20 protein-coding genes and 1 pseudogene are annotated in these 22,276 nt (G+C 67.3%); 12 read left to right on the plus strand and 9 right to left on the minus strand.

The window, feature by feature from the left end; translation table 11 throughout:
- Positions 1–45 precede the first annotated feature (45 nt).
- Genes ACFTWF_RS40190 through ACFTWF_RS40210 form a run of 5 tightly spaced genes read left to right on the plus strand, consistent with a single transcriptional unit; the run spans position 46 to position 5,513 of the window.
- Entirely contained in the window at positions 46–819 is a 774-nt protein-coding gene (locus ACFTWF_RS40190) for a hypothetical protein (protein WP_378466650.1), read from the plus strand.
- Complete coding sequence (locus ACFTWF_RS40195) at positions 816–1,880, plus strand: nuclear transport factor 2 family protein (RefSeq protein ID WP_378466651.1); 1,065 nt, start codon at positions 816–818, stop codon at positions 1,878–1,880. Before ACFTWF_RS40190 ends, ACFTWF_RS40195 begins: the two co-directional genes overlap by 4 nt.
- Positions 1,877–3,391: an aldehyde dehydrogenase (NADP(+)) gene (locus tag ACFTWF_RS40200; protein ID WP_378466652.1), complete on the plus strand. Its 1,515-nt coding sequence runs from the start codon at positions 1,877–1,879 to the stop codon at positions 3,389–3,391. Before ACFTWF_RS40195 ends, ACFTWF_RS40200 begins: the two co-directional genes overlap by 4 nt.
- Positions 3,391–4,335 carry an aldose 1-epimerase family protein gene (locus ACFTWF_RS40205; RefSeq protein WP_378466653.1) on the plus strand — a complete coding sequence of 315 codons (945 nt, stop codon included), beginning with the start codon at positions 3,391–3,393 and terminating at the stop codon, positions 4,333–4,335. The genes ACFTWF_RS40200 and ACFTWF_RS40205 overlap by 1 nt, the downstream gene beginning before the upstream one ends.
- Positions 4,336–4,340: 5 nt before the next feature.
- Entirely contained in the window at positions 4,341–5,513 is a 1,173-nt protein-coding gene (locus tag ACFTWF_RS40210; RefSeq protein WP_378466654.1) for a mandelate racemase/muconate lactonizing enzyme family protein, read from the plus strand.
- A 100-nt stretch (positions 5,514–5,613) separates the two neighbouring features.
- On the opposite strand, the gene ACFTWF_RS40215 is transcribed toward ACFTWF_RS40210, so the two are convergent.
- The 5 genes from ACFTWF_RS40215 to ACFTWF_RS40235 form a co-directional block, all read right to left on the minus strand.
- Positions 5,614–6,333, minus strand: coding sequence for a VOC family protein (locus tag ACFTWF_RS40215; RefSeq protein WP_378466655.1), 720 nt, complete (start codon positions 6,331–6,333; stop codon positions 5,614–5,616).
- Between the two features lie 65 nt (positions 6,334–6,398).
- Positions 6,399–7,034, minus strand: coding sequence for a VOC family protein (locus tag ACFTWF_RS40220; RefSeq protein ID WP_378466656.1), 636 nt, complete (start codon positions 7,032–7,034; stop codon positions 6,399–6,401).
- Positions 7,035–8,058: 1,024 nt separating this feature from the next.
- Positions 8,059–8,679 carry a muconolactone Delta-isomerase family protein gene (locus tag ACFTWF_RS40225; protein WP_378466657.1) on the minus strand — a complete coding sequence of 207 codons (621 nt, stop codon included), beginning with the start codon at positions 8,677–8,679 and terminating at the stop codon, positions 8,059–8,061.
- An 82-nt stretch (positions 8,680–8,761) separates the two neighbouring features.
- Complete coding sequence (locus ACFTWF_RS40230; RefSeq protein WP_378466658.1) at positions 8,762–9,133, minus strand: YybH family protein; 372 nt, start codon at positions 9,131–9,133, stop codon at positions 8,762–8,764.
- 19 nt (positions 9,134–9,152) lie between these two features.
- Positions 9,153–9,866 carry an SDR family NAD(P)-dependent oxidoreductase gene (locus tag ACFTWF_RS40235; RefSeq protein ID WP_378466659.1) on the minus strand — a complete coding sequence of 238 codons (714 nt, stop codon included), beginning with the start codon at positions 9,864–9,866 and terminating at the stop codon, positions 9,153–9,155.
- 260 nt (positions 9,867–10,126) lie between these two features.
- Between ACFTWF_RS40235 and ACFTWF_RS40240 the strand changes: the two are divergent.
- Positions 10,127–11,172: pseudogene (locus ACFTWF_RS40240) on the plus strand (nitronate monooxygenase).
- Positions 11,173–11,528: 356 nt separating this feature from the next.
- Positions 11,529–11,960, plus strand: coding sequence for a hypothetical protein (locus ACFTWF_RS40245; RefSeq protein WP_378466660.1), 432 nt, complete (start codon positions 11,529–11,531; stop codon positions 11,958–11,960).
- 542 nt (positions 11,961–12,502) lie between these two features.
- On the opposite strand, the gene ACFTWF_RS40250 is transcribed toward ACFTWF_RS40245, so the two are convergent.
- Together ACFTWF_RS40250 and ACFTWF_RS40255 are read right to left on the minus strand one after the other, a co-directional pair.
- A complete protein-coding gene (locus tag ACFTWF_RS40250; RefSeq protein ID WP_378466661.1) occupies positions 12,503–12,964 on the minus strand; it encodes a hypothetical protein in 462 nt (153 codons plus the stop codon).
- Positions 12,965–12,969: 5 nt separating this feature from the next.
- A complete protein-coding gene (locus ACFTWF_RS40255; RefSeq protein WP_378466662.1) occupies positions 12,970–14,439 on the minus strand; it encodes an ABC transporter permease in 1,470 nt (489 codons plus the stop codon).
- Between the two features lie 86 nt (positions 14,440–14,525).
- On the opposite strand from ACFTWF_RS40255, the gene ACFTWF_RS40260 reads away from it, so the two are divergent.
- Complete coding sequence (locus ACFTWF_RS40260) at positions 14,526–15,122, plus strand: TetR/AcrR family transcriptional regulator C-terminal ligand-binding domain-containing protein (RefSeq protein WP_378466663.1); 597 nt, start codon at positions 14,526–14,528, stop codon at positions 15,120–15,122.
- Between the two features lie 374 nt (positions 15,123–15,496).
- Positions 15,497–15,979 (plus strand): hypothetical protein, encoded by a 483-nt coding sequence (locus ACFTWF_RS40265; protein ID WP_378466664.1) that lies wholly within the window; start codon positions 15,497–15,499, stop codon positions 15,977–15,979.
- 310 nt (positions 15,980–16,289) lie between these two features.
- On the opposite strand, the gene ACFTWF_RS40270 is transcribed toward ACFTWF_RS40265, so the two are convergent.
- Positions 16,290–18,305: an APC family permease gene (locus ACFTWF_RS40270; protein ID WP_378466665.1), complete on the minus strand. Its 2,016-nt coding sequence runs from the start codon at positions 18,303–18,305 to the stop codon at positions 16,290–16,292.
- A 1,137-nt stretch (positions 18,306–19,442) separates the two neighbouring features.
- Between ACFTWF_RS40270 and ACFTWF_RS40275 the strand changes: the two genes are divergently transcribed.
- The 3 genes from ACFTWF_RS40275 (at position 19,443) to ACFTWF_RS40285 (ending at position 21,282) form a co-directional block, all read left to right on the plus strand.
- Positions 19,443–19,607, plus strand: a complete 165-nt coding sequence (locus tag ACFTWF_RS40275) for a hypothetical protein (RefSeq protein WP_378466666.1) — start codon at positions 19,443–19,445, stop codon at positions 19,605–19,607.
- A 113-nt stretch (positions 19,608–19,720) separates the two neighbouring features.
- Positions 19,721–20,947: an APC family permease gene (locus tag ACFTWF_RS40280; protein ID WP_378466667.1), complete on the plus strand. Its 1,227-nt coding sequence runs from the start codon at positions 19,721–19,723 to the stop codon at positions 20,945–20,947.
- Positions 20,881–21,282 (plus strand): hypothetical protein, encoded by a 402-nt coding sequence (locus tag ACFTWF_RS40285; RefSeq protein ID WP_378466668.1) that lies wholly within the window; start codon positions 20,881–20,883, stop codon positions 21,280–21,282. Before ACFTWF_RS40280 ends, ACFTWF_RS40285 begins: the two co-directional genes overlap by 67 nt.
- Here ACFTWF_RS40285 and ACFTWF_RS40290 read toward each other — a convergent pair.
- Entirely contained in the window at positions 21,269–21,580 is a 312-nt protein-coding gene (locus ACFTWF_RS40290) for a Clp protease N-terminal domain-containing protein (protein ID WP_378466669.1), read from the minus strand. The two genes, ACFTWF_RS40285 and ACFTWF_RS40290, sit on opposite strands and share 14 nt — an antisense overlap.
- Positions 21,581–22,276: the final 696 nt, after the last annotated feature.

Here is a 22,276-nt window from a genome sequence, read left to right on the forward strand (position 1 = left end):
CTGCCGGAATGCATCCCCCCCGAACGCCCACAGGAAGGCACCCCAGTGACCATCGAACGCCCCCACCCCCGCCTCGACTCGGCCCTGCTCGACAAGTACCGCAAAACCAGCACCGCCACCCTCGCCACCCGGTTGTTCGCCGAGGGCCTGCGCAACCAGTACCTGGTCGGCGTGACACCGCTCAACCCCACCCTGGACGGCTTCGTCGGCGAAGCCTTCACCATGCGCTTCATTCCCGCCCGCGAGGACATCGACACCCTCGAAGGCCTCTACGGCGCCGACAACCTGCAATGGATCGGCGTCGAATCCCTCGGCGAGGGTGAGGTTCTCGTGATCGACAGCCGCAGCGACATCAGCGCCGCCTCCGCCGGCGACATGCTCGTCACCCGCGCCATGCACAAGAAAGCCGCAGCCGTCATCACCGACGGCGCATTCCGGGACGGCTACGTCATCAAGGACATCGCACTGCCCACCTACAGCCGAGCCGTCACCTCCACCTCCCGCCTGTCCCAGTTCCACGTCGCCGACCTCCAGGTCCCGATCGGCTGCGCCGGCGTGGCCGTCTACCCGGGCGACCTCCTGGTCGGTGACCGCGACGGGGTGATCGTCATCCCCCGCCACCTCGCCGCCCAGATCGTCGACGAGGCCGTCGAACAGGAAGAACTCGAGGCGTACCTGCACACCCGCGCCCTCGCCGGTGAGCCGCTGATCGGCGGCCTGTACCCGCCGAGCGAGGAGACCAAGAGCGACTACCGCCAGTGGAAAGCTGCCCAGCAGGAATCGGCCGTTCTCGCGAGCGGAAACGGAGCCGCCCGATGAGCACCTTCGCCGACCTCGACCCGCAGACCCAGCGCAAGCAGATGGAGTCGCAGATCCGCACCTACTTCGACGGCTGCAACGAAGCAGACATCGAGAAGATGACCGCCCAGTTCGACCCCGGGGCGGTGCACTACTTCCCGCCGGGCCTCGACGGCCCGTGGGTGGGCAGCCGCACCATCGCCGAGAACTGGCGCCGATTGACGATGACCATCGGGTCGGCCTGGTCCATCGACCGACTGATCGCCGAACCCGAATCCCTGCAGGCCGTCATCGAATTCACCCACTACAAGCCCGGACTCGGTGGATTCGTCCGCGGCGACGAATGGTACAAGTTCGACCCCGACACCGGTCTGATCACCGAGATCCGCGCCTGCTACGCCGCCGCATCCGACGGGCGGGACAAGGTCGAACTCCAGGGCTACGACTACCGAGGTGAGGGCTACCACCTCGAGTGCCCGGTCGCCCGGCCCCTGCAAGAACACACCCCGGCAGAAACCACCCGCTCCGGTGCACCGGCGAGCGGCCCGCGGACCGGGTTCTCCGACCTCGACCCGCAGACCCAGCGCAAGCAGATGGAGTCGCAGATCCGCACCTACTTCGACGGCTGCAACGAAGCAGACATCGAGAAGATGACCGCCCAGTTCGACCCCGAGGCGGTGCACTACTTCCCCCCGGGACTGAACGGCCCGTGGGTGAGCAGCCGCACCATCGCCGAGAACTGGACGAACCTGGTGCACACCATCGGATCGGGCTGGTCGATCGACCGGCTGATCGCCGAACCCGAATCCCTGCAGGCCGTCATCGAATTCACCCACTACAAAACGGGTCTGGGCGGATTCCTCCGCGGCAGCGAATGGTACAGGTTCGACCCGGAAACCGGGTTGATCACCGAGATCCGCGCCTTCTACGCGTCCGCAGTGGACGGGCGCGAGAAGATCGAACTCGAGGGGTACGACTACCGGGGAGAGGGCTACCACCTCGAGTGCCCGGTCGCACGACCGCATCCCGACGCCGACCCTGCCTCTACCGCCGCCCGCGCCGGCAACAAGGAGAGCCTGTGACCACCATCGCCGGAATCGACCCCCGAACCGGGCAGTCCACGGCCGTCGCCCAGGAAACGACGACCGCCGAGGTCGCCGAGATCACCGCCGCCGCCGCCGACGCCGCACCACAATTCGAGCAGGCAGGTCGCGGCTTCCGGGCCGAACTGCTGCGCGCGATCGCCGACGAGCTCGAGGCCCGCCGCGAGGTAATCGTGGAGACCGCGGACCGCGAGACCGCCATCGGGCCCACCCGGCTCAACGGCGAACTCACCCGCACCGGGTATCAGGCGCGGCTGTTCGCCGACGTCCTCGACGAGGGCAGCTATCTCGAAGCCACCATCGACCACGCCACCGACACCCCGATGGGGCCGGGACCGGACCTGCGCCGGATGCTCGTGCCCATCGGACCGGTGGCCGTCTTCGGCGCCAGCAATTTCCCGCTCGCGTTCTCGGTACCCGGCGGCGACGCCGTGTCCGCCCTGGCCGCGGGAAACCCCGTCGTCGTCAAGGCACACAGCTCACATCCCGCCACCTCCCTCGCCGCGTTCGAGGCGATGACGGCCGCCGCCCGCCGACTCGGCGCCCCCGACGGGGTGCTGGGCATCGTCTTCGGCCAAGCGGCCGGCGCCGCCCTGGTCGCCGACCCGCACATCAAGGCCGTCGGATTCACCGGATCCCTGACCGGTGGGCAGGCCCTGCTCGACATCATCGGACGGCGCGACGAGCCGATCCCGTTCTACGGCGAGCTGTCCAGCCTCAACCCGGTCATCGTCACTCCCGGCGCCGCAGCGGCCCGAGGTGAGACCATCGGCGCCGGTCTGGCCGAGTCGTTCACCGTCTCCGCCGGCCAGCTCTGCACCAAACCCGGCCTGGTGTTCGTCCCCACCGGCGCCGCCGGTGACCGGGTCGTGGCGGCCGCGGCCGAGACGGTCGGCGGCACCGGTGCGCCGGTCCTGCTCAACGAACGAATCTTCACCTCCTTCGGCGAAATCAGCAGCCGCGCCGAAGGTTCGGGTGCGGTGGCGGTACTGGCCCGCGGCGGCGAGCCCGCCGGTGAAGGCTTCGCGGTCACGCCTCTGCTGCTCGGGGTCGACGCGCGGGATCTGACCGCCCAGGTCACCGAGGAATGCTTCGGACCGCTGACGATCATCGCCCGATACGACAGCGACGCCGAACTCCACACCGCCCTCGCCGCGCTGCCCTCGTCACTGACCGGCACCGTGCACGCCGAGGACGACGAGACCGGTCGGCTGTCCGAGCTGACCGCCATCCTGCGCGCGAAGGCCGGCAGGGTGGTCTACAACGGCTACCCGACGGGTGTCCTGGTGTCGTGGGCGCAGACGCACGGCGGCCCGTGGCCGGCGACGAACACCCTGCACACCTCGGTCGGCACCACCGCCATCCGCCGCTTCCTGCGCCCGGTCACCTGGCAGAACGCCCCCGAACACGTACTGCCCGCAGAGCTGACCGAGTCCCACGGGACGATCCCCAGGCGAGTCGACGGCCGCCTGGTCGTTCCGGTGTCCTGATGGCCGACCGCACCCTGCTCGACAACGGCCGCATCACGGCGGTCGTGACCTCCCGCGGGGCGGAGCTGTGCTCCCTCGAGGACGCCGAACACCGCGAAACGCTCTGGCAGGCCGGGCCCCAGTGGCCTCGCCACGCGCCGGTGCTGTTTCCGGTGATCGGCCGGATGGTGGACGACACCCTCATCCACCACGGGATGCGGTACCCGATGCCGCAGCACGGCTTCGCGCGGGACGAAGAGTTCACCAGGGTCGCGGTCACCCCGACCTCAGCGCATTTTAGGCTCACCGACTCGATCCGCACCGCACACCACTTCCCGTTCGAGTTCGTGCTCGATATCGGCTACGACCTGGCCGGCGACGACCTCGCGGTGACCTATCGTCTCGGCAACCCGAGCCGCGACACCGCCCTGCCGGCTTCGATCGGGGTGCACCCGGCATTCCGGTGGCCGCTCCGTCCCGGAGCGACCAAGGAGGACTACCACATTCGGTTCAGCGCCAACGAAGTCGCACCGATCCGCCGGGTCGAGAACGTGCTACTCCGCGTCGACGCGCAGCCCACCCCCGTCGAGGAAGCGACCCTGCCGCTCCGGCACGAGCTGTTCGACGATGGTGCAGTGATCCTGGACCGGTTGTCGAGCACCTCGTTGCGCTACGAATCCGGCGACGGCGTCGGTGTCACCGTCGGCTGGCACGGATTCGAGCAACTGGCGATCTGGTCACCGCCCGAGGACACCGACCTGATCTGCATCGAACCGTGGTTCGGGCTGCCGTCACCGGCGGGCTTCGCCGCCGACTACTCCGAAAAACCCGCCCAACTCGTCCTGCCGCCCGGCCGGGAACGCCAGTTCGGAATGCGGATCTCGCTCACCCGCAGCGGATCCGGCGCACCGGCCACACATCAGAACGCACCGTTCACCACGGCTGCTCACGACGGAAAGCGATAAGAGTTATGAGACCTGCCACGGACCGGCCCGTCGTCACCCGGGTCGAATCCTTCGCACTCGAGCACACACTGCCCGGCGGGGGATACGGCACCGCGAAAGGGCTGGTGTCCTCCCGGGTCTGCACCCTGGTGAAGATCACAACCTCCGACGGCATCGAAGGCTGGGGAGAATGCTACGGCGTCCCCGAACTTCTCTCCCCGTACCTGCGACAGTTCGGCCGCGCCCTCCTCGGTATGCCGATCGACGCGAAGGAACTCTTCGCGCAGCGAGTCATCGCGCACTCGTACCACCTGTCGACGGGCGGATTGCACGTCGCCGCCCTGTCCGGCATCGACATCGCCCTGTGGGACGCGCAGGCGCGAGGCTTCGGCGTCGGTGTCGGCCACCTGCTCGGGGGCGTCGCCCGCACCGCGGTCCCCGCCTACGCGTCCATCGGGTACGTCACCGCCGACGGTGACCTCGACGAATTCCGTACCCAGATCCAGGGCGCTGCCGACGAGGGATTCACCGCCGCGAAGATCAAGATCGGCACCGGTGTCCGCGCAGACCGGAAACGCAGCGAGATCACCCTCGACGTCCTCGGCCCCGATGGGCAGCTGATGGTCGACTACAACGCCAACGCCACCACCGACGTCGTGCTCCGATCATTGCGGGCGCTGGTCGACCTCGAGCCCGGCTGGGCCGAAGAGCCGCTGCCGCCCTACCAGCGCGACGGCTGGGACCGCCTCCAGGCGATCGGAATCCCCATCGCGGCCGGCGAATCGCTCTACACCCGCTACGGGTTCCGCGACCCGATCGCCGAGGGACGCATGGACATCGTCCAACCCGACGTCACCAAGTGCGGCGGATTCACCGAGGCGAAACTGATCACCCAGATGGCGTTCGCCTGGAACCGGCGCGTCTCCCCGCACTGCTGGGGCACCGGCGTCGCCGAGGCCGCGTGCCTGCAGTTGCTGTCGACCCTGCCCGACTCGCCGTTCGGCGAAGGCACCGGCACACCCCAATACCTCGAATTCGACCGAGGGTTCAACCCACTTCGGGAAGCCGTTCTCACCGAACCGATCAGACTGCAGGATGGTGTGGTCGCGGTGCCCGACGGTCCCGGCCTGGGTATCACCGTCGACGAATCCGCCGTCCGCCGCCTCGCCATCGAACCCCTGTCCATCGACATGCGCTGACCGAGAAGTCGGCTCACCCGTGCCGCGCCGACCGCCGCCGGCGCGGCCTGGCACCCCACCGCGGCCGCGCACAGTCAGCGGTGGCCGCACGGGAAAGCCGTTACTTCCACATCATCTCAGGATGCTGACGGGGCAAACCTGTCCAGTGGCGGCGACGCGGCGCAGATCTCGTGCCGATCGGTTGCCGCCTGCTCATATCGGAGCGCTGCCGATCGACGCCGCGTACCCGGTGGCCGGGCAAGTTGGTGGCTCTCGATTCCGTCCGTGGTCGCCGTGGTCTCCTACGTGCCAGGCAGTTTGGGATGACGCCGGGTTGCTCGTGCGTTCTCGTGCTCGGCGATCGCGTTCTGCCAGTCCGCGTCGGAGGGTGCGCCGCCGCCCGGAAGTGGCACGGCGACCAGTCCCCCTCAGGGTCGGTGGTTTGCCCCACCTCGATCAGGTACCCGTCGGGATCGCGTATATAGCATCGGATCTCGTACTCGTGCTGCTTCGGCGGCGTCAGGAATTGAGCACCCCGGGCGCTCCATTCGGCGTACACGGCCTGGATGTCTGCGACCCGGATGTTGAGGAAGCTGCTGACCCGCTCGGGATCGCGTGGCGTCTCCAGGGTGACGTGGGCTTGTCGTCGGTCGGGCCTCCGCCGACATTGATGACGATTCAGCTGTTGGCTAGTGCGACATAGATCGGCTCTCCGGAGAACACCACCCTGCCGCCGAGTACTTCGGTGTAGAAGCGACGAGAGCGCTAAGTGGGCCAGCACAATTCCTTCGGCGGGCGGCGTGATTTCGGCCATTTGGCACCTTCCCCGGCTGGGACTCATATTCCGCTTACGACGCTGATGTTGCGATGTTCGGGGATTTCATATCGTTTCACGGCACACTCGCCTTACGTAGGCGGCTGTGCCCCGGACTGCTCGGCGACCATGTATTCGGCGTACCACTGCGGCCAGTTGGGGTCTTCTTCGCCGGTGCGTTCTTCGTGTTTGCCGTGGGCGGCCGCCGCGCGCCGCAGCGCGGTCGCCAGGTCGCGGGCAGAACCGAACGAAGTGATGGTGGTGTCGACGCGCCCGGGGAGTCGGGTGGTGACCTCTTGCAGTAGCCAGGTGTTGCCGTCGGGGTCGCTGAACGAGGCGAGGGAGTTGTAGCTGCCTCGGTCCGGGTCCGGTCCGGCGACCGGGCCGTTCGGACCTCGGTGGAAAACGGTCACCTCGATGCCGACCGCGGCCAATTGGTCGCGGGCGGCTTCGATGTCGGAGACGATGAGGTATCCCTTGGCGGAACCGGTTGCGGCCGTCGTGAGGTCGGCGCCGAAGTGGATCGAGGCGGCAGCGCCTGGCGGGGTGAACTGGACGACACCGGAGCCGGGTGGTGTGACGTCTTGTCGCCAACCGAGGCTGGTGTAGAACTTGGTGGCGCGGTCGACATCCGCGACGGGAAGGACCACCACCTCCAGCTTCATGTCGACCGACGCGACGTGCGTGCTTCCGGTCGCCTCGTCGGTATGAACTTCGTTGGCGCTCATGGCTTACCTCTCGGGTTGTGTTTCGGAATCGGTCGGGTGGGACCTTCGAGCCACTTCACGTTTGTCGCGCGTCATCAGGAGACGAATTGCTGGCTACTGTCGATGTCGGCTGTTTCCAACGCGCGGTCGATAGGTGGGCAGGTCCTGGAAGACCTGGCCGCGGAAGGCCGTGTCGTTGGCGGCGAGGTGCGCGGTGTGTGGGGTGCTGATTTCTGTCGCAGCTTGCGCGAGCCGGTCGGGATTGCGACTGGTGAGGGTGACCTCGTCGCCTTCGGCGCGGGCGCGTCGAGCTGTTTTTCGTCCGATACCGGCGCGGCCGCCGGACGATGGTGTCCGGCGAGCTCCGGTTCGCGTTGGATGAAATTGGGGTGGTTTCGCTGGTCATGAGTCTTCCGATTGGCAAAATCGGGCCGCGGACCGCCGGGATGCTCTGCGAGCAGAGTTCTCACGCCGTCCTCCTCGGTCCTCGCGGGTCGCCGGCAGGAAGGGGGCGACCCCAGAGAGCAGCGTCGCGTGCTGCACCGTTTCAGCCCTGACCGACGCCGCAGCGTCGGATACGAACCGGCCCTGTCGCCGGCACGGTCAGGAAGGGCACCTCACTGTCCTGGCACCGACGCGAGGGCAATTTGCCGGCCGCGTCCGCCTACGGAAATGTTTCTACAGTCGCCGCGGACAGGCAAGGGTGGACGCAGCACCAGACACGACAGCACAAGGCCTCGATGGACCTCGGCATCCTCGTCCATCACCGCACAATCTCCCCGAGCGGCGCGTCCATCCGGCCGTTCGGCGATGCTGTTTAATGGTCCGACAGTCACATTGCGGTGGCCGCGACCAGACCTCCGGCATCGCTGCCGAGGACAGCAGAGACTATTTCGATACCGGCCCTCCACCTCGAGATGGCGTCGATGAACAGTGCACAGACGGGAGGCTGCTCACCCGACGTTGTCCTCACCTCTCTACATGCTGTCAACCATCCGGTGCGGCAGACCGTGTGACCGACCGCTCGTTGACCTCTGCGGTCTCGTCAACTGCTGGTGAACGCTGGGTCGCTGGGGTGCCGGGTGAGCGGCGTCGTCTGCACGCTCATCCACGGAGCCATCGGCAACGACGCGAGGAGCGCGTGCATCTCGTCGCCGTCGTGGGCCCACCACAGACCCAGCGCGTGGCCCTGGCCGGGCAGCATCCAGAGCCGCAGCAAGTGACCCTGCGCGGCCAGCTCGCGCGCACGGTCGGCTTCGCGCGCGGTCGCGTCGTCGACGGTCTCGCCGGCTGTGCCAACCGGTACGGTGACCGTGAACGTGATCAGGAATTCGCTGCCTGCGGCATCCGGCGCGAACGGACCGGGCTTGTCGACGTGTCCGGCGGGGTCGTTCGGATGCGGCGAGAGCGGCGTGACGTCGTCGGTGCGCCACACCCGCAGCGGCATCGAGGCGAGAACTTCCTCGAGCCCGTTTCCGTCGTCGGCGGCGAACAGGCCCAGTGTGCGCCATTCGCCTGCTTTCAGCGGCGGACGCCACAGGCGTAGTAGGTGCCCCTGTGCGGCGAGTTCACGGGAATGTGCGGCCTCACGGTTGCGGATGTCCTGAACGGCTTCTTCCGAAGTTCCATCAGGGACATGGGTGGTCATGGTGACGAGGTAGTCCATGGGCGCTCTCCTCCCAGCGAACGCGGTTGCCAATGCCGCGATGCGCCGATTGCGGTTGGTCAGTCACTGTCGGCTGCAGTGGTCAGGGAAGCCGGGATACCTGGTAGTGGAGGATCCGATCGCCGCCGGGCGAATGCCTCACCAGCACGCTGAGAAATACGGTCAGTGTCGGCCGGTCTACGAAGGAGAAATCGACGCTCAGGTAGCCGAGTACCAGGTCGTCGGCGTGTCGACGGGTTTCGAGGATCCGGTACGCGGCGGTCATCCCCGCCGGCTGGGAGTCGTAGTAGTCGACGACACCTTGGCGTCCGACGGTGTAGGGATGCAGGCCCTGGAAAATTGCGTCCGCGGTGAACTGCGCGGCGACGCGCTGGGGATCGTGGGCGTCGACAGCGTCCTTCCACCGGTCGAGCACCCCGCGCAGGATCTCGTCGTCGGCAACTCTGCTGTTCATGAGATGTCCGCCTCCGCTCTCAGTGTCCGGCGCTCTGGCCGCCGTCGACGTGCAGGATCTCGCCGGTGACGAACCCGGCGCGCTCGAGGTAGAGGATCGCGTCGACGACCTCGTCGATCTCGCCCAGCCGACCGACCGGGTGCAGGGCGGCGAGCGACTCGTAAGTGTCGTCCGGGTGCATCGGGGTGCGGATGACACCGAGCGCGACCGCGTTGACCCGGATACCCCGGGCCGCGTACTCGATTGCCAGCGACTTGGTGACCGCGTTCAGTCCGCCCTTGGTCAGCGATGCGAGCGCCGAGGGCACCTGCGAGTTGGCGTGCTCGACGAGGGTGGTGGAGACGTTCACCAGATGGCCGCCGCCGCCCTGGGCGAGCATCGCGGCGACGGCGCTGCGGGAGATGTCGAAGAAGCCGCGCAGGTTCACCCCGGTCATGGCGTCGTAATCGTCGTCGGTGTAATCGGTGAACGGCTTTCCCACGAAGATTCCCGCGTTGTTGACCAGTGTGTCGATTCGGCCGAACCTGGCCAGTGCCTGCTCGACGATGCCGGCGCCGGTGCCCGGCTGGGACAGATCGCCCGGCACGGTCAGTATCTCGGGGTCCTCGGATGCGCCGATGGAGCGGGAGGTCGCGACGACGGCGTAGCCGAGCGTGCGATAGCCGACGACCAGGGCCGCGCCGATGCCCTGGGACGCGCCGGTGACGATGACGACCTTCTTGGTGATGCTCATGGTCGAACGCTCGCTTTCGAGATCGGGATGGGTTCACTCGAGGATCGATGACCGAAATCCCGGTCATACGAATTCGACGCACCGGATTTTGTTGCCGAATCGATGATGCGCCGAAGTGGGTCCTCACGCCACAACCTGGCACTCCCTCCCGGGACGCGCCCTCCCGAGCCTCCAGTTAACGGTGTGCGGTCGTCACCCGCGCGTTCCCGGTGCCAGGCCGGGACAGAACCCCACTCCCACCCGGCCACGGAGACATTCGCATGACCACCCCCGCAACCGATCTGCACCTGACCATCCCCGTCATCGCGGCCCCGATGGCGGGCGGCGCATCCACACCGGCACTGGTCATTACCATCGGCCACGCCGGTGGACTCGGGTTCCTCGCCGCCGGATACAAGACACCGCAAGCGCTCGCCGATCAGATCGAGGCCGTGCGCGCCGAGGACGTGCTGTTCGGGGTCAATCTCTTCGCCCCCAACCCGGTCGCCGTCGACGCCGACGCCTTCCGCGCCTACGCCCACACGATCCAGCCGGAAGCCGACCGCTACGGCGTCACACACCCGACCGCGACCCGGTCGAGGACGACGACCATTTCACCGACAAGATCGACCTCCTCCTGGCACAACCCGCTCCGGTGGTCAGCTTCACCTTCGGCATTCCCGACCCCGCTGTCATCAGGGCATTGCGCAAAGCCGGATCACTCATTGCGCTGACCGTGACCTCAACCGGGGAGGCGCTCCAAGCCGCCGAGGCGGGCGCCGACCTGCTTGCCGTGCAAGCCTCATCGGCAGGCGGACACTCCGGCACCCTCACCCCGCAGCAGATGCCGCCGCCCACACCGATCACCGAGTTGATTGGCCAGATCCGCCATCACACCTCCCTCCCGGTGCTGGCAGCCGGTGGCCTGGCCACCTCCGGCGACGTCGCAGCAGTACTGCACGCTGGAGCGCACGCCGCGGTCGTCGGCACCGTGCTGCCCCGGACCGACGAGAGCGGTGCATCGGATACCCACAAAGCGGCCCTGGCCGAGGGCACCCGCGGCCCCACTGTCGTCACCCGCGCCTTCACCGGGCGCCCAGCCCGGGCGCTCCGCAACGAGTTCATCGACCACTACGACACACTCGCGCCCATCGGATACCCCGCCATCCACCACCTGACCAACCCGATCCGCAAAGCAGCACTTGCAGCACACGACCCCGAGCGAATGCATCTGTGGGCCGGCACCGGCTACCGGCACTCCACCGCGGAACCCGCAGCGACAGTGCTCGCGCGTTTGGCCGACCACCACCCGACGAATCTCCATTAGCTGTCCCACCCACACACTCCGACCCGGACGTTTGTGGGCCTTGCCCTGCAACCTTGCCATCGCGCAGACGGAGGATTGGGGGCGATGTCGTAGCTCCGTTCGCCAGAGGTAAACCGGAAGCAGGGGCTCCGCGATTGACCGCGGCCCCCCGTATGGAAGGAAACTCATGTCGGAGAAGGATCCCGCCACGGTGGCGGTCACCGGGGTAACCGGGGCGCTGGGCAGCCGGATCGCGGCCCGCCTCGCCGAGCATGGCATCCCCAAGATCCTGGTCGGACGCAGCCCAGACCGCATTCCCGAACTGCCGGGCGCCCAGCGACGCGGTCCGGCCGCCTACGGCGACGCCTCGGGCGCGCGTGGCGCTCGATGGCGCCTCGACGCTCATTCTGGTCTCCGGACACCGCACAGGGCGCCGACTGGAGGAACACGCCACCGCGGTCGAGGCCGCGATCGCGGTCGGCATGGAGAGGGTCCTGTATGTGTCCCTCGTCGGCGCGGCGCCCACCGCCACGTACATCAACGCCCGCGACCAGTGGATGACCGAACAGTTCCTGGCAGGGGCCGGGATTCGCCACACGGTGCTGCGGGCGGGCTTCTACACGTCGACGCCGGCCGCCCTCGCCAACGAGGAATTCGTCGTCAGCGGCCCGGCGAGCACCGGCCGGGCCGCCTTCGTCACCCACGAGAACATCGCCGACGTGATCACCGCCGTCGCCCTCGACAAGGGTCGCCGCTCCGTTCCGAGCACGACGGCGCGATCCTCGAAATCAACGGGCCCGAGGCCCTGACCCTCGACGAAGCGGTCACCCGGATCGCCGCCGCCACCGGTCGGCCCTACCGCTACGAAGCTGAGACCCTCGAGGAAGCCTTCGCGCGACGCTGGCGAGAGGGCAAGAGCGGGGAACAGATCGAGACCTGGATCTCGTGGTACCAGGCGATCGAGAGGTGCGAGGTCTCCATGGTCACCGACGTCGTCCCTCGGCTCACCGGGTCACCGGCGACCCCGATCTCAGACGCGGCCTGGTGGCCCGCGCCGAAGACGGCGCGTGGTCTCCGCTGATGCGTCTCGGCTCCGTCTGGTCGGCCGGGACGGTGCGATGGAGTGAGAGGGGGATGCGGGCGACGGAGATCGAATAGGGGAGAGGTGAGCACTGATGGATTCCCGGGTCTGGGATGTGGCCGATTCCGGACGAGTGGCGGACACGCGTTGAGAGCGCTGCAACACCAATGGATGGGGCTGGGCTGTACAGGACATCCCAAACAGACCGACTGATTTCGAGAACCTGGAACCGCGTTGTACGCACCTGCTGTGGGCACGGGGAGGGCTCGATCACCTCTCGTCTTCGCAAGGGGCGCATGCCGCGCGTGAGACTGAATGCTGGGAACAGAGCAAGTTTCCGTACGCCAGTTCACCTGAGGTTCGTTGTCGGCAGTGCGGGAAGAATTTTCTGCCAGCATATTTGGCTATGAGTGTGTCGCCGGAGCTGACACCGAGCCCGATCACCGCGAGGGTGCCGCCCTCCCACTGGGCGACGAACCAGCGGACCCGGTCGGCGGCCTGGAAGGTGAGGCGGCGGTGCAGTTCGTTGGCGAGAATCGTGCTCGTTGCGACGCCTATGAGGTTGGCGAGGAGCGAGCCGTACCCGTCCAGCACGAGGAACGCGAGCGCGTACAGCTCGTTGCTCGACGTGCCGGCCAGCGTGAAGCGGGTCAGCTGAGCGAGAACGCCGCCACCCCGGGTGGGTGGAAGATGCGTGGGCGGGACGGCGGCGTCGTGGAACCGAACGGTCATCTCGGTCAGCGGATGCGGATGCCGTGGCCGGGTACGTGCCCGTCGCCGAGGACGCCGGCCACCTGGTGCTCGCTCAATCCCAGCTCACGCAGGCGATCCCACACGGTGTCGAAGTCGACGAGTGTGGCGTTGAGGTCGTCACGAAGCCGGTTGACTTCGTTGCGGATCCGCTCCGCCTCGTCGATCGCCGCGAGGGTCTCCTCGGGTGTGGGCAGAAGCATCGTCAGGAGGCGGTCGCGGGCGTCGGCGCTGAGACCCGCGAAGGGCTGCTGCTGGTCGGCGGGCGCCTGGTGCCGGGCACGGCCCCACTCGGCGGAGCCGGTGGGCGCGGCGTCCTGCTCGGCAGTGAACTCCTGCTCGAGGAAGTCGAGGTCGGAGACGGCGGAGTGGTCCGGTGGCTGCGTCGGTTCGCTCGGCGGGTCGATGGTGTGACGCAACGGGCGGTGGGGGAGAGCGATTGCCTCGGCATCCGGGACGCTTCGGCGGCCGAAGTGGACCACGTCGTCGTCGGTCTGGTTGTCGCGTCGTGACCGCGAGATCCCGGTCAGGTACAGCGCGACGCCGACGAACAGCCAGCACAGCAGGACGATCACGGGGGTTGCTGCGCCGTGGCCGTTGAAGAATGCGACGTCACGCAGTAGCGAGCCGGTGGCGCCCGGGGGCAGGAGCTGCCCGACGCTTCCCCAGGGGGTGGGCAGCATTTCCGGTGCGCTGGACAGGCCGGACAGCGGGTTGCCCAGAAAGATGAGCAGCACGGCGGCGACGCCGAGGCCGGCGCCGCCGAGCAGCTCTCGCAGGCCGAGGACCGTGATACAGGTGGCGGCGATCCCGAGCACCGCGGCCAGGCTGGTCGTGCAGTAACTTCCATCGAAGGTGCCGATGACGTACTGCAGGGTCGCGACCAGTGCCAGGCCCCCGACGATCGCGACGCCGGCTGCGGCGAGGAGGCGGGCTCCCGGCGTGGCTATCAACAACATGATGGCCATGGCGCCGATCCAGCCGCCGAGGGCGAGTGGGAGTGCGCCGGCTGCCAGCCCGGCGCCTCTCGGGTCGTCGGCAGGAAAGGCCCGGATGTCCTCGACACGGGCGGTGCCACCGACGGACTGGGCAACGCGGTCACCGATGGTCGGTATCAGGGCAGCGACCGTGGGGCTGGCAGCCGACGCGACTATCGAGGTCACGTTCCTGCCGTCGACCACCACCGCTCCGTAGATGTCGCGGTGCTCGATCGCCTCGCGTGCGGCAGCCGCATCCGAGTATTCGCTGACCTCGAAACCGTCGAGTCCGCGGGCCAGTTGTTGAGCTTGCACCGAGGGAGCGACCACCCCGACCGGGACATGGTGGGGTGCCGAGTTCGAGGCGGGGAGGGCGAAAGCCATGATCATGAGCGCCAGCAGCACCGCGATACCGAGGATCAGGGACATGATCGTCCGAGGACCCGGACGATCGGTCGAGGATGAGGAGAGCATTGCCATGCCGACCACCTTCCTAAGAGACGGTGCGTTTCTCGAGAGGCTAAGATACCCTGATAGGAAACGCAACGTTTCGTATGGGAGGTGTGGTGGGTAACACGCGGCGCCGGGGCGAGGATCTGCAGGCGGCCATCCATGCGGCGGTCCATGAGGAACTCGCCGCCCGCGGCTACGCGGGACTGACGTTCGAAGGTGTCGCCGCAGCTGCGGCGACAAGCAAGGCGGTGTTGTATCGCCGGTGGCCGACCAAGGCGGAGATGGTGCTGTCGGCTATCACCACCACAGGGCAGCCGATTCTCACCGTGCCGGACTCCGGATCCTTGGCCGGCGATTTGCATCAACTCATGCGTGCCGGTCGCACCTTTTTCCGCGAGCAGATTCGGCAGACCATCCTCGGCCTGTTGGCCGACCTCGACGAGTACGCGGCCGAGACGATGCGCGAGATCTTCTTCGCGCGGGCGGCCGAGATGGTGACGCCGATTCTGGAGCGGGCCCGCGCACGCGGCGAACTCGGCCCGGCGCCCATCCCTCCTCGTGCTGTCGCGCTACCGCTGGATCTCCTGCGGCACGAAACCCTGTTACGAGGAAAACTCGACGAGCACGACATCAGCGAGCTGGTCGACCACTGCGCCGTACCGCTTTTGGTGGCGCTGAGCACGAACCCGGTCTCCGTGGCCTCGGGCTGAGTAGTGGCGCCGACACCACGCACGTCGGGACCGGGTCCCCTGCCGTTGGCCCGCTGTGCCGCCGGCATGACGCTCATGGATGAGGCCGTCCGGCACCTGGGGGGTGGGAGGGTGCTGGGTATGACATTCCGGCTGCCTACCAGGGCTTCGACTACCGACCATCCCCACTTTCAGCACAATAACTGGTGCATACGAACCTGCCTGGACCTCCTACTCAGGGCCTTTGGCAAGCACCGTGGCAGGCCTCGACATTCTCATCGGTGACGACAAGTACGGGTTGCCCGCTCGCCCGCTCCAGATGGAAGTGATCGTTCCGCCGAGCGCGAGCTGGGTCGCGATCTCGAGCGAGTCCCCGGCACGAAGCTGAGCTCGGGGTGGGTCGTCAATACGATCCGCATGTCCGTGCTCAGATCGAGGTGTGCCTGGACGTATTTGCTGGTTTCTGCGACGGTCAGACGACGTCCGCGGCGTCCTGCCCATTGCATTACTGCTGTATCCACCCCTATGAACCCTTCCTCCCCGTACGTGCCTCACTTGCCGGCCCCGGCGGTGTGGTCGAGCGGATCGACTGGGTCGCCGAGTACGAGCCGGACAGCGGCTACGTGTTCCTGTTGAGCGATGTGACGGTGCTCGGCCAGGGGTCCAGCGGGTTAGGGATGAGCGGAAGTGCCGCGCAGGTCGACGACGAGGAGGAGCCGGTCGTCGTCTGCATCGCCGACCTCGTTCAAGACCAGGTGGCCCGCGCTCCTGTCGCGTGGCCGCGGTGCGATACCGGGGGATTCATGACCTCTCGGCTCGTCGATGCCGTCGCGGTGTGGTTCGACAACGGCTGCCAGAGGGTGATCGGGAGCCTGTGACTGCAATCGGGGTGACGGGCAAGGCGCAATTAAGTTGTTCTGGGTAATTATGTGCTGCTTTGGGTTGTCGCTCATTCGATCGTTACCGGGCGCGGTGTCATGAGAGGTGTTGTCGAGCGTGTCCGGCACTGCGGCTCGGACCCTACCCACATACGCCGTGTTGTCTACGATCGTCATGTCTATTCCCGAGTGCGCCTCACCGCTTCGAGGGTGAGCACGGCGAGTTGTTGCACCGGGTGTCGAGCACAGTTGTCGGCGTCGCGCGCGGCCGGTGGCTGCGGTGGAGTTGGCCCTGCGGTGCGCTGTATGGTCACGGCCGGTTGTTCGCGGCCGGTGTTTTCGCCGGAAGGGCGCCGCGGCGGATGTCGCCGGGGGCGGGCCGGGCCGTCGGATACTTGACGTGTTCGGCCGAGTCCAGCAGCCAGGGCACGCTGGTGACCATCACGCCCGGGGTGTACAGCAGCCGGCCCTTGAGCCGGAGGGCGCTTTGGTTGTGCAGCAGGTGTTCCCACCAGTGTCCGACGACGTACTCGGGGATGTAGATGGTGATTACCTCACGGGGGTTGTCGCGGCGGATGGTTTTGACGTAGTTGATGATCGGGCGGGTCACCTCCCGGTACGGGGACGCGAGCACCTTCAGCGGCACCGGCATACTCTGCTTGTCCCACTCCTTTTGCAGGCGGGCAGTGTCGTCGCTCTGCACGGTGACCGCCTCGAGGGTCGAGGGCCGGGTGGCGCGGGCATACGCGAGGGCGCGGGCGGCCGGTTTGTGCAGCTGGGAGATCAGGACGATGGCGTGCACCCGGGAGGGCAGGTCGAAGCTGTCCTCGTCGAGGACGAGTGCGGCGGCCACCCGGTCGTAGTGCCGGCGGATCGCTTTCATCACGACGAACAGGATCGGCATCGCGATGACCACCAGGTAGGCGCCCTGGGTGAACTTGGTGACGGTCACGATGATCAGCACCAGCCCGGTCAGGGCGCAGCCGAGCCCGTTGACGGCCCGCCGCACCCGGATGCGGTGCCGCTCGGCGCGGTCCGGTTCGGCGCGCAGCAGCCGGTTCCAGTGCCGCACCATCCCGGCCTGGCTGAGGGTGAAGGAGGTGAATACCCCCAGGATGTAGAGCTGGATCAGGTGGGTGACCGACGCATCGAAGAGGACGATCAGGGCGCCGGCGGCCAGAGCGAGCAGCACGATCCCGTTGCTGAACGCCAACCGGTCGCCGCGGGTGTTGAGCTGCCGCGGTAGGTAGCGATCCCGAGCCAGGATGGAGGCGAGCAGGGGGAACCCGTTGTAGGCGGTGTTCGCGGCCAGGATCAGGATCAGCACGGTAGCGGCCTGGATGTAGAAGAACCCGACATTGGTGCTGCCCCCGAACACGGCGGCCGCGATCTGCGCGATCACGGTGCGCTGCGGATCGGTGTCACAGTTGCCGGTGAAACCCACCAGATCACACGTGTGTTCGGCGATGCGGACCTTGCTGATGATGGCCAGGGCGGTGATCCCGGCGAACATCACGATCGCGGTGGCGCCCATCGCGACCAGGGTCTTGGCGGCGTTGGCGCTCTTGGGTTTACGGAACGCGGGGACCCCGTTGGAGATGGCTTCGACCCCGGTCAGTGCGGTGCAGCCGGAGGAGAACGCCCGCAACGCGAAGAACACCAGCGCCAGCCCGGTGATCCCGGCATGTTCGGGGGTGATCGAGTAGCCCGCGCTCTCGGCGACCGGGGCGTCCCCGAACAGCACCCTGATCAGGCCGGTGACGATCAGCACGAGGACACCGGCGATGAATCCGTAGGTGGGGACGGCGAAGGTTTTGCCGGATTCGCGGACCCCGCGCAGGTTCATCGCCGTCAGCAGGATCACGAAGCCGACCGCCAGCAGAACCCGGTGCGGATTGAGTGAGGGCAGCGCGGAGATGAGGTTGTCGACGCCGGCGGCCACCGACACCGCCACGGTCATCACGTAGTCGACGAGCAGGGCGGCGGCGACCGTCAACCCGGCGGACGGCCCCAGATTTCGGTTCGCGACCTCATAGGATCCGCCGCCGCTGGGGTAGGCGAAGACCACCTGCCGGTAGGACAGCACCACCACCGCCAGCAGCACGACCACTGCGGCACCTAGGTACGGGGTCAGGTACAGGTACGCCAGCCCGCCGAGGGAGAGGACCAGCAGAATTTCCTGGGTGGCGTAGGCCACCGACGAGAGCGGGTCGGAGGCGAAGATCGGTAGCGCCAGCCGCTTGGACAGCAACTGGTCCCCGAGATGTTCACTGCGCAGCGCACGCCCCAGGATCAGGCGCCGCACCGCATGTACGGCTTTGGACACGGCCGAAGCGTACGTCCTGACCACGGCAAGATCGCCGGCCCAGGCGTAAGGATCCCGCTAAGAAATCAGCCGGTTGCGGCGGCCCTCTCTACTACGACAGAACCCGTGGCAGTGGTTCCGGTGGCGCGACCATCGCCCAACCTCCTCCTAGGGCGCCCCAGGGGAGGGAGACGGTCCTCGGCGCTCGGCGGTCGGGTGCCGCACACGCGGCGTCAGTGTTGGAGTGGCGCGTGTCGGAAGACGTCATGACCAGGTCCGCGTGCCCGTCGGAGGTGTACGTGTGGAATCAGGTCTCCCGCGTGATCCGCTGCGGACGCTCGAGGGGCCGAGGGGGCTCACGATGACCGTGCATCACCCGTTCACCCACGCGCGCTGGCGCCGGAATATGGTGGTCGACCTGGGGTCGACAGGGTTGGACGCCGCCGACAGTGAGGTGATCGACGACGCGCTGAGAGCTGTGATCGAGCAACCGCAGCTGCAATTGGTGGGTGTGCTGCAGTGTGGGAGCCGACGCCGCAGTTACTGCGCTCGTCGACGAACGTGTCGATCGGGTGGTCGGTGTGAGGGAGCAGGTTCGGCGTGAACACGGTCTGATAGTGACCGAGCTGATCGTCGAGGAGGGTCAGGATCCTTGCGCTCGCGTCCGGGAGTGGTCTACGGAATGAAGACGAGCTTCTCGCGGTTGTCGACGACGCTCTCGACGACGCGTGCGCCCGCAGCAGGTTCCCTCGTAAGAGGGTCACTCTGATGACGCATCCGCTTGTTCCGCCGGTGCCCCGATGCGCACTCAGTCGTCCGTCCGGTAGAGGCGCCAAACCACCACGCCGCTCCCACCAGGCACAGGCCACCGGAACCGAGCGCGCCCACTGCGACGAGCATCGTGCCCAGCGCGCTCAACGCAACCAAACCCGCCAGTTGCCAGATCACGCTGGATGGCATACCGCGACTATGGATCAACGTGGTGGTGGGTGCAAGCCGGCGCCTGCCGTGGCCAGTCGTCGAAGCGGGACCGAGCGTTGACGAACCGCGGCGCGTAGGGATCTCGCGAAGAATGCGCCACGCCTCTTCTCACGCGGGCCCCCGGCGGTCGACGCTGGCCGGGTTCGGTTCACTCCATCACGTGAAGGAAGTCTCGCTGTGGGTAGTCTCCTGATCACCTTCGTGCTCCTCGGCTCGTTCCTCGGTGCCGCCTTGATGATCCGCTACATCAACACCCGGTCGGCGCGACCCGCACCCGTCACCTCGCCACCACGAACGGTGCCGAGTGCTGTTGCGCGGCAGCATCAATCAACCCGGCGGTAGCGAGGTTGGCGGGCGGCCTGGGTAGGAACTTCGGCCCCACCCGTCAAGATGGGGTCAAAGCGCTTTTCTTCCACCGCGATCGTGCTCACGCTGAGCGGGTGAGAAATGCAGCCATGATCGGCCACCAGGAACCCGGGGCGTCCCGCTCCGGCAGCGCACGAACCAAGCTCTCCGTTGCGACCGGATTGGCGGGGCTCTCCCTCGATGCGATGGCCTCGGTGTCCTACGGGCCCGAGGCCATCGTCCTGGTACTGGCGGTGGCCGGCGGAGCGGGACTGGGCTTCACCCTCCCGGTCACCCTCACCATCGCCGCGCTCCTGGCCGTGTTGGTCGCGTCCTACCGTCAGGTGATCGAGGCGTTCCCCGATGGGGGAGGAGCGTACGCCGTGGCGCGCACGCGACTGGGTCGTCGGGCGAGCCTGACCGCGGCGGCGTCGTTGATCATCGACTACGTTCTCAACGTCGCGGTGTCGATTGCTGCCGGTGTGGCCGCGTTGACGTCGGCCTTCCCGACCCTGCTTCCCTATACCGTGTGGATCGCGCTGACGATCCTGCTCGGCATCACCACCCTGAACCTGCGGGGCATCGCGGATTCGGCGCGCGCGTTCATACTTCCGACGATCGTGTTCGTCGCGAGCATCGTCACCGTCATCGTCGCCGGTCTCCTGCGCTCGGAACCGGCCACCGCCGTCGGAAGCGGTGTCGTCCCCGGCCACGCCCAGAGCATCGGCATCCTCCTTCTACTCAAGGCCTTCTCGAGCGGGTGCGCCGCGCTGACGGGTGTGGAGGCGATCGCCAACGCCGTCCCCAGATTCAAGGCGCCCCGGGTGGTCACTGCCCAGCGCGCCGAAGTAGCACTGGGTGTACTTCTGGGAACGATGCTGATCGGCCTCGCCGTGCTGATCGAGAAGTTCTCCCTCGCCCCGGTGGACGGCAGCACCGTGCTCTCCCAGCTCACCGCGGCGTCCCTCGGCGACGGCGTCGGCTACTACCTCGTCCAGTTCGCGACGGTCGTGCTGCTGGCGCTCGCGGCGAACACCTCGTACGGCGGACTGCCGACCCTGATGCGAATCCTCGCCGACGACAACGTCTTACCGCACCGCTTCGCCCGGAAAACCTCCCGGGACGTGTATCGGTACGGGGTACTGGCACTGGGGATCGCCGCGGGGGGTGCTGGTGATCGGATCCGGCGTAAACATGAACTCCCTCGTTCCCCTGGTCGCGGTCGGCGTGTTCGTCGGATTCACCCTGGCGCAGTCGGGATGGTGCGGCATTGGCGCGCCGAACGCACGCCCGGTGGCGAGGGCGCGCCGCCCTCAACGGCGTCGGCGCACTGCTGACCGCGGCATCGGTGACGGCGGCGATGAAGTTCACCGAGGGGGCGTGGCTCATCGTCGTCGCCCTACCGCTGGTGGTGGCCGGGATGGAGCGGGTCCGCGCCGCGTACGAGCATCTCGGCGACCGGCTCACCGCCGGCCCGGACCGCCTGGACCCGCATATCCTCCGATCCCGGCCGACGGTGCTGGTTCCGGTGTCCGGCCTGACGGAGCTGAGCCGGATGGCCTTGTCGGCGGCGGTGACGATGACACCTGCGCCCACCGCGATTCGGGTCTGCTCGAATCCACCGCCGACTTCTCCCGGCAGTGGCAGACCCGGGACCCCTATACCGAACTGATCCTGATCGAGGACACTGGCGGAGGCTGCCTTCGATGACTTTCTTCGTGTTCGGGGTGAACGGGATGTGCCCGGCGTCCGGGACGGGTGCCTGCCGGTGCGCTGAGTTCGTCGAGCTTGCTCTCGAGGGCGGTCGTGGTGATGCCCCAGGAGGTCAGTGCTGCCGCTCCGGGGCCGCCGGCGTCGAGGATCCCGGCGAGTAGGTGTTCGGTGCCGACGGAGTTCTGGTGGTGGGTGCGGGCGGCGCCGGCGGCGAGGACGACGACGTGGCGGGCTTGATCGGAGAATTTCTCGAACACGATGACGCACTTCCTCCCCAGGCGTCGTTGCACGACGCGAACCGCTGCTGACTTCCCTGCTCTTCATTCTGGGGGGTCTGTGCGGTGGGTAGGGGGTTACGAGCAGACCGGCGCGCGTAATGGTGTTGTGACCTGGTGTGATGACATGTCCCCGGTTTGTGATGTGGAGGTGCCGGCGACCCCTACGGGGGAGTGCCGGCGCCGGGGTGTGGGGGTGCCGGCACGCCCACACGGTGTCCGTTTCGTCCGGTTTGGATGGATCTTGAAAGTTGTTGATGTGCAATATGGTTGGGTAAATAGTTGATGCATAAGTATTTACGTGAGTTGTGCGCAAAGGTGAGATTGCAAGTTTTGTAATGTGTTGTAGATCAAGATATTTGAAGCATTATCTGTTTCGTATGTTCTGGGGCGTGTTGGGGGTGAGGTGGTATGCTGTGGGCATGACATCGAGCGGCGCGGGAATCCGAGCCGGCGGAGAGCCGGACGCGCCCCATGGTATCCTTTGCCTCGTTGAGGTGTGGGGGACCGGATCGAACACTCCGATTAAAACTGCTGGCGAGAACCTAATTTCGGAAACTCAGAGGAGCGAAGCGACTCGATCGACGGCAACGCGACTGGACCCACCGCGAGCCGCGCAGCGGCTCCCTGGCGGGGAGCGAAGCGACTCGCCCCGTCTCCCGGTGCGGAGCACCGGGA

Source organism: Rhodococcus sp. NPDC056960, assembly GCF_042674125.1.
In the GTDB taxonomy this organism is placed as follows: domain Bacteria; phylum Actinomycetota; class Actinomycetes; order Mycobacteriales; family Mycobacteriaceae; genus Rhodococcus_F.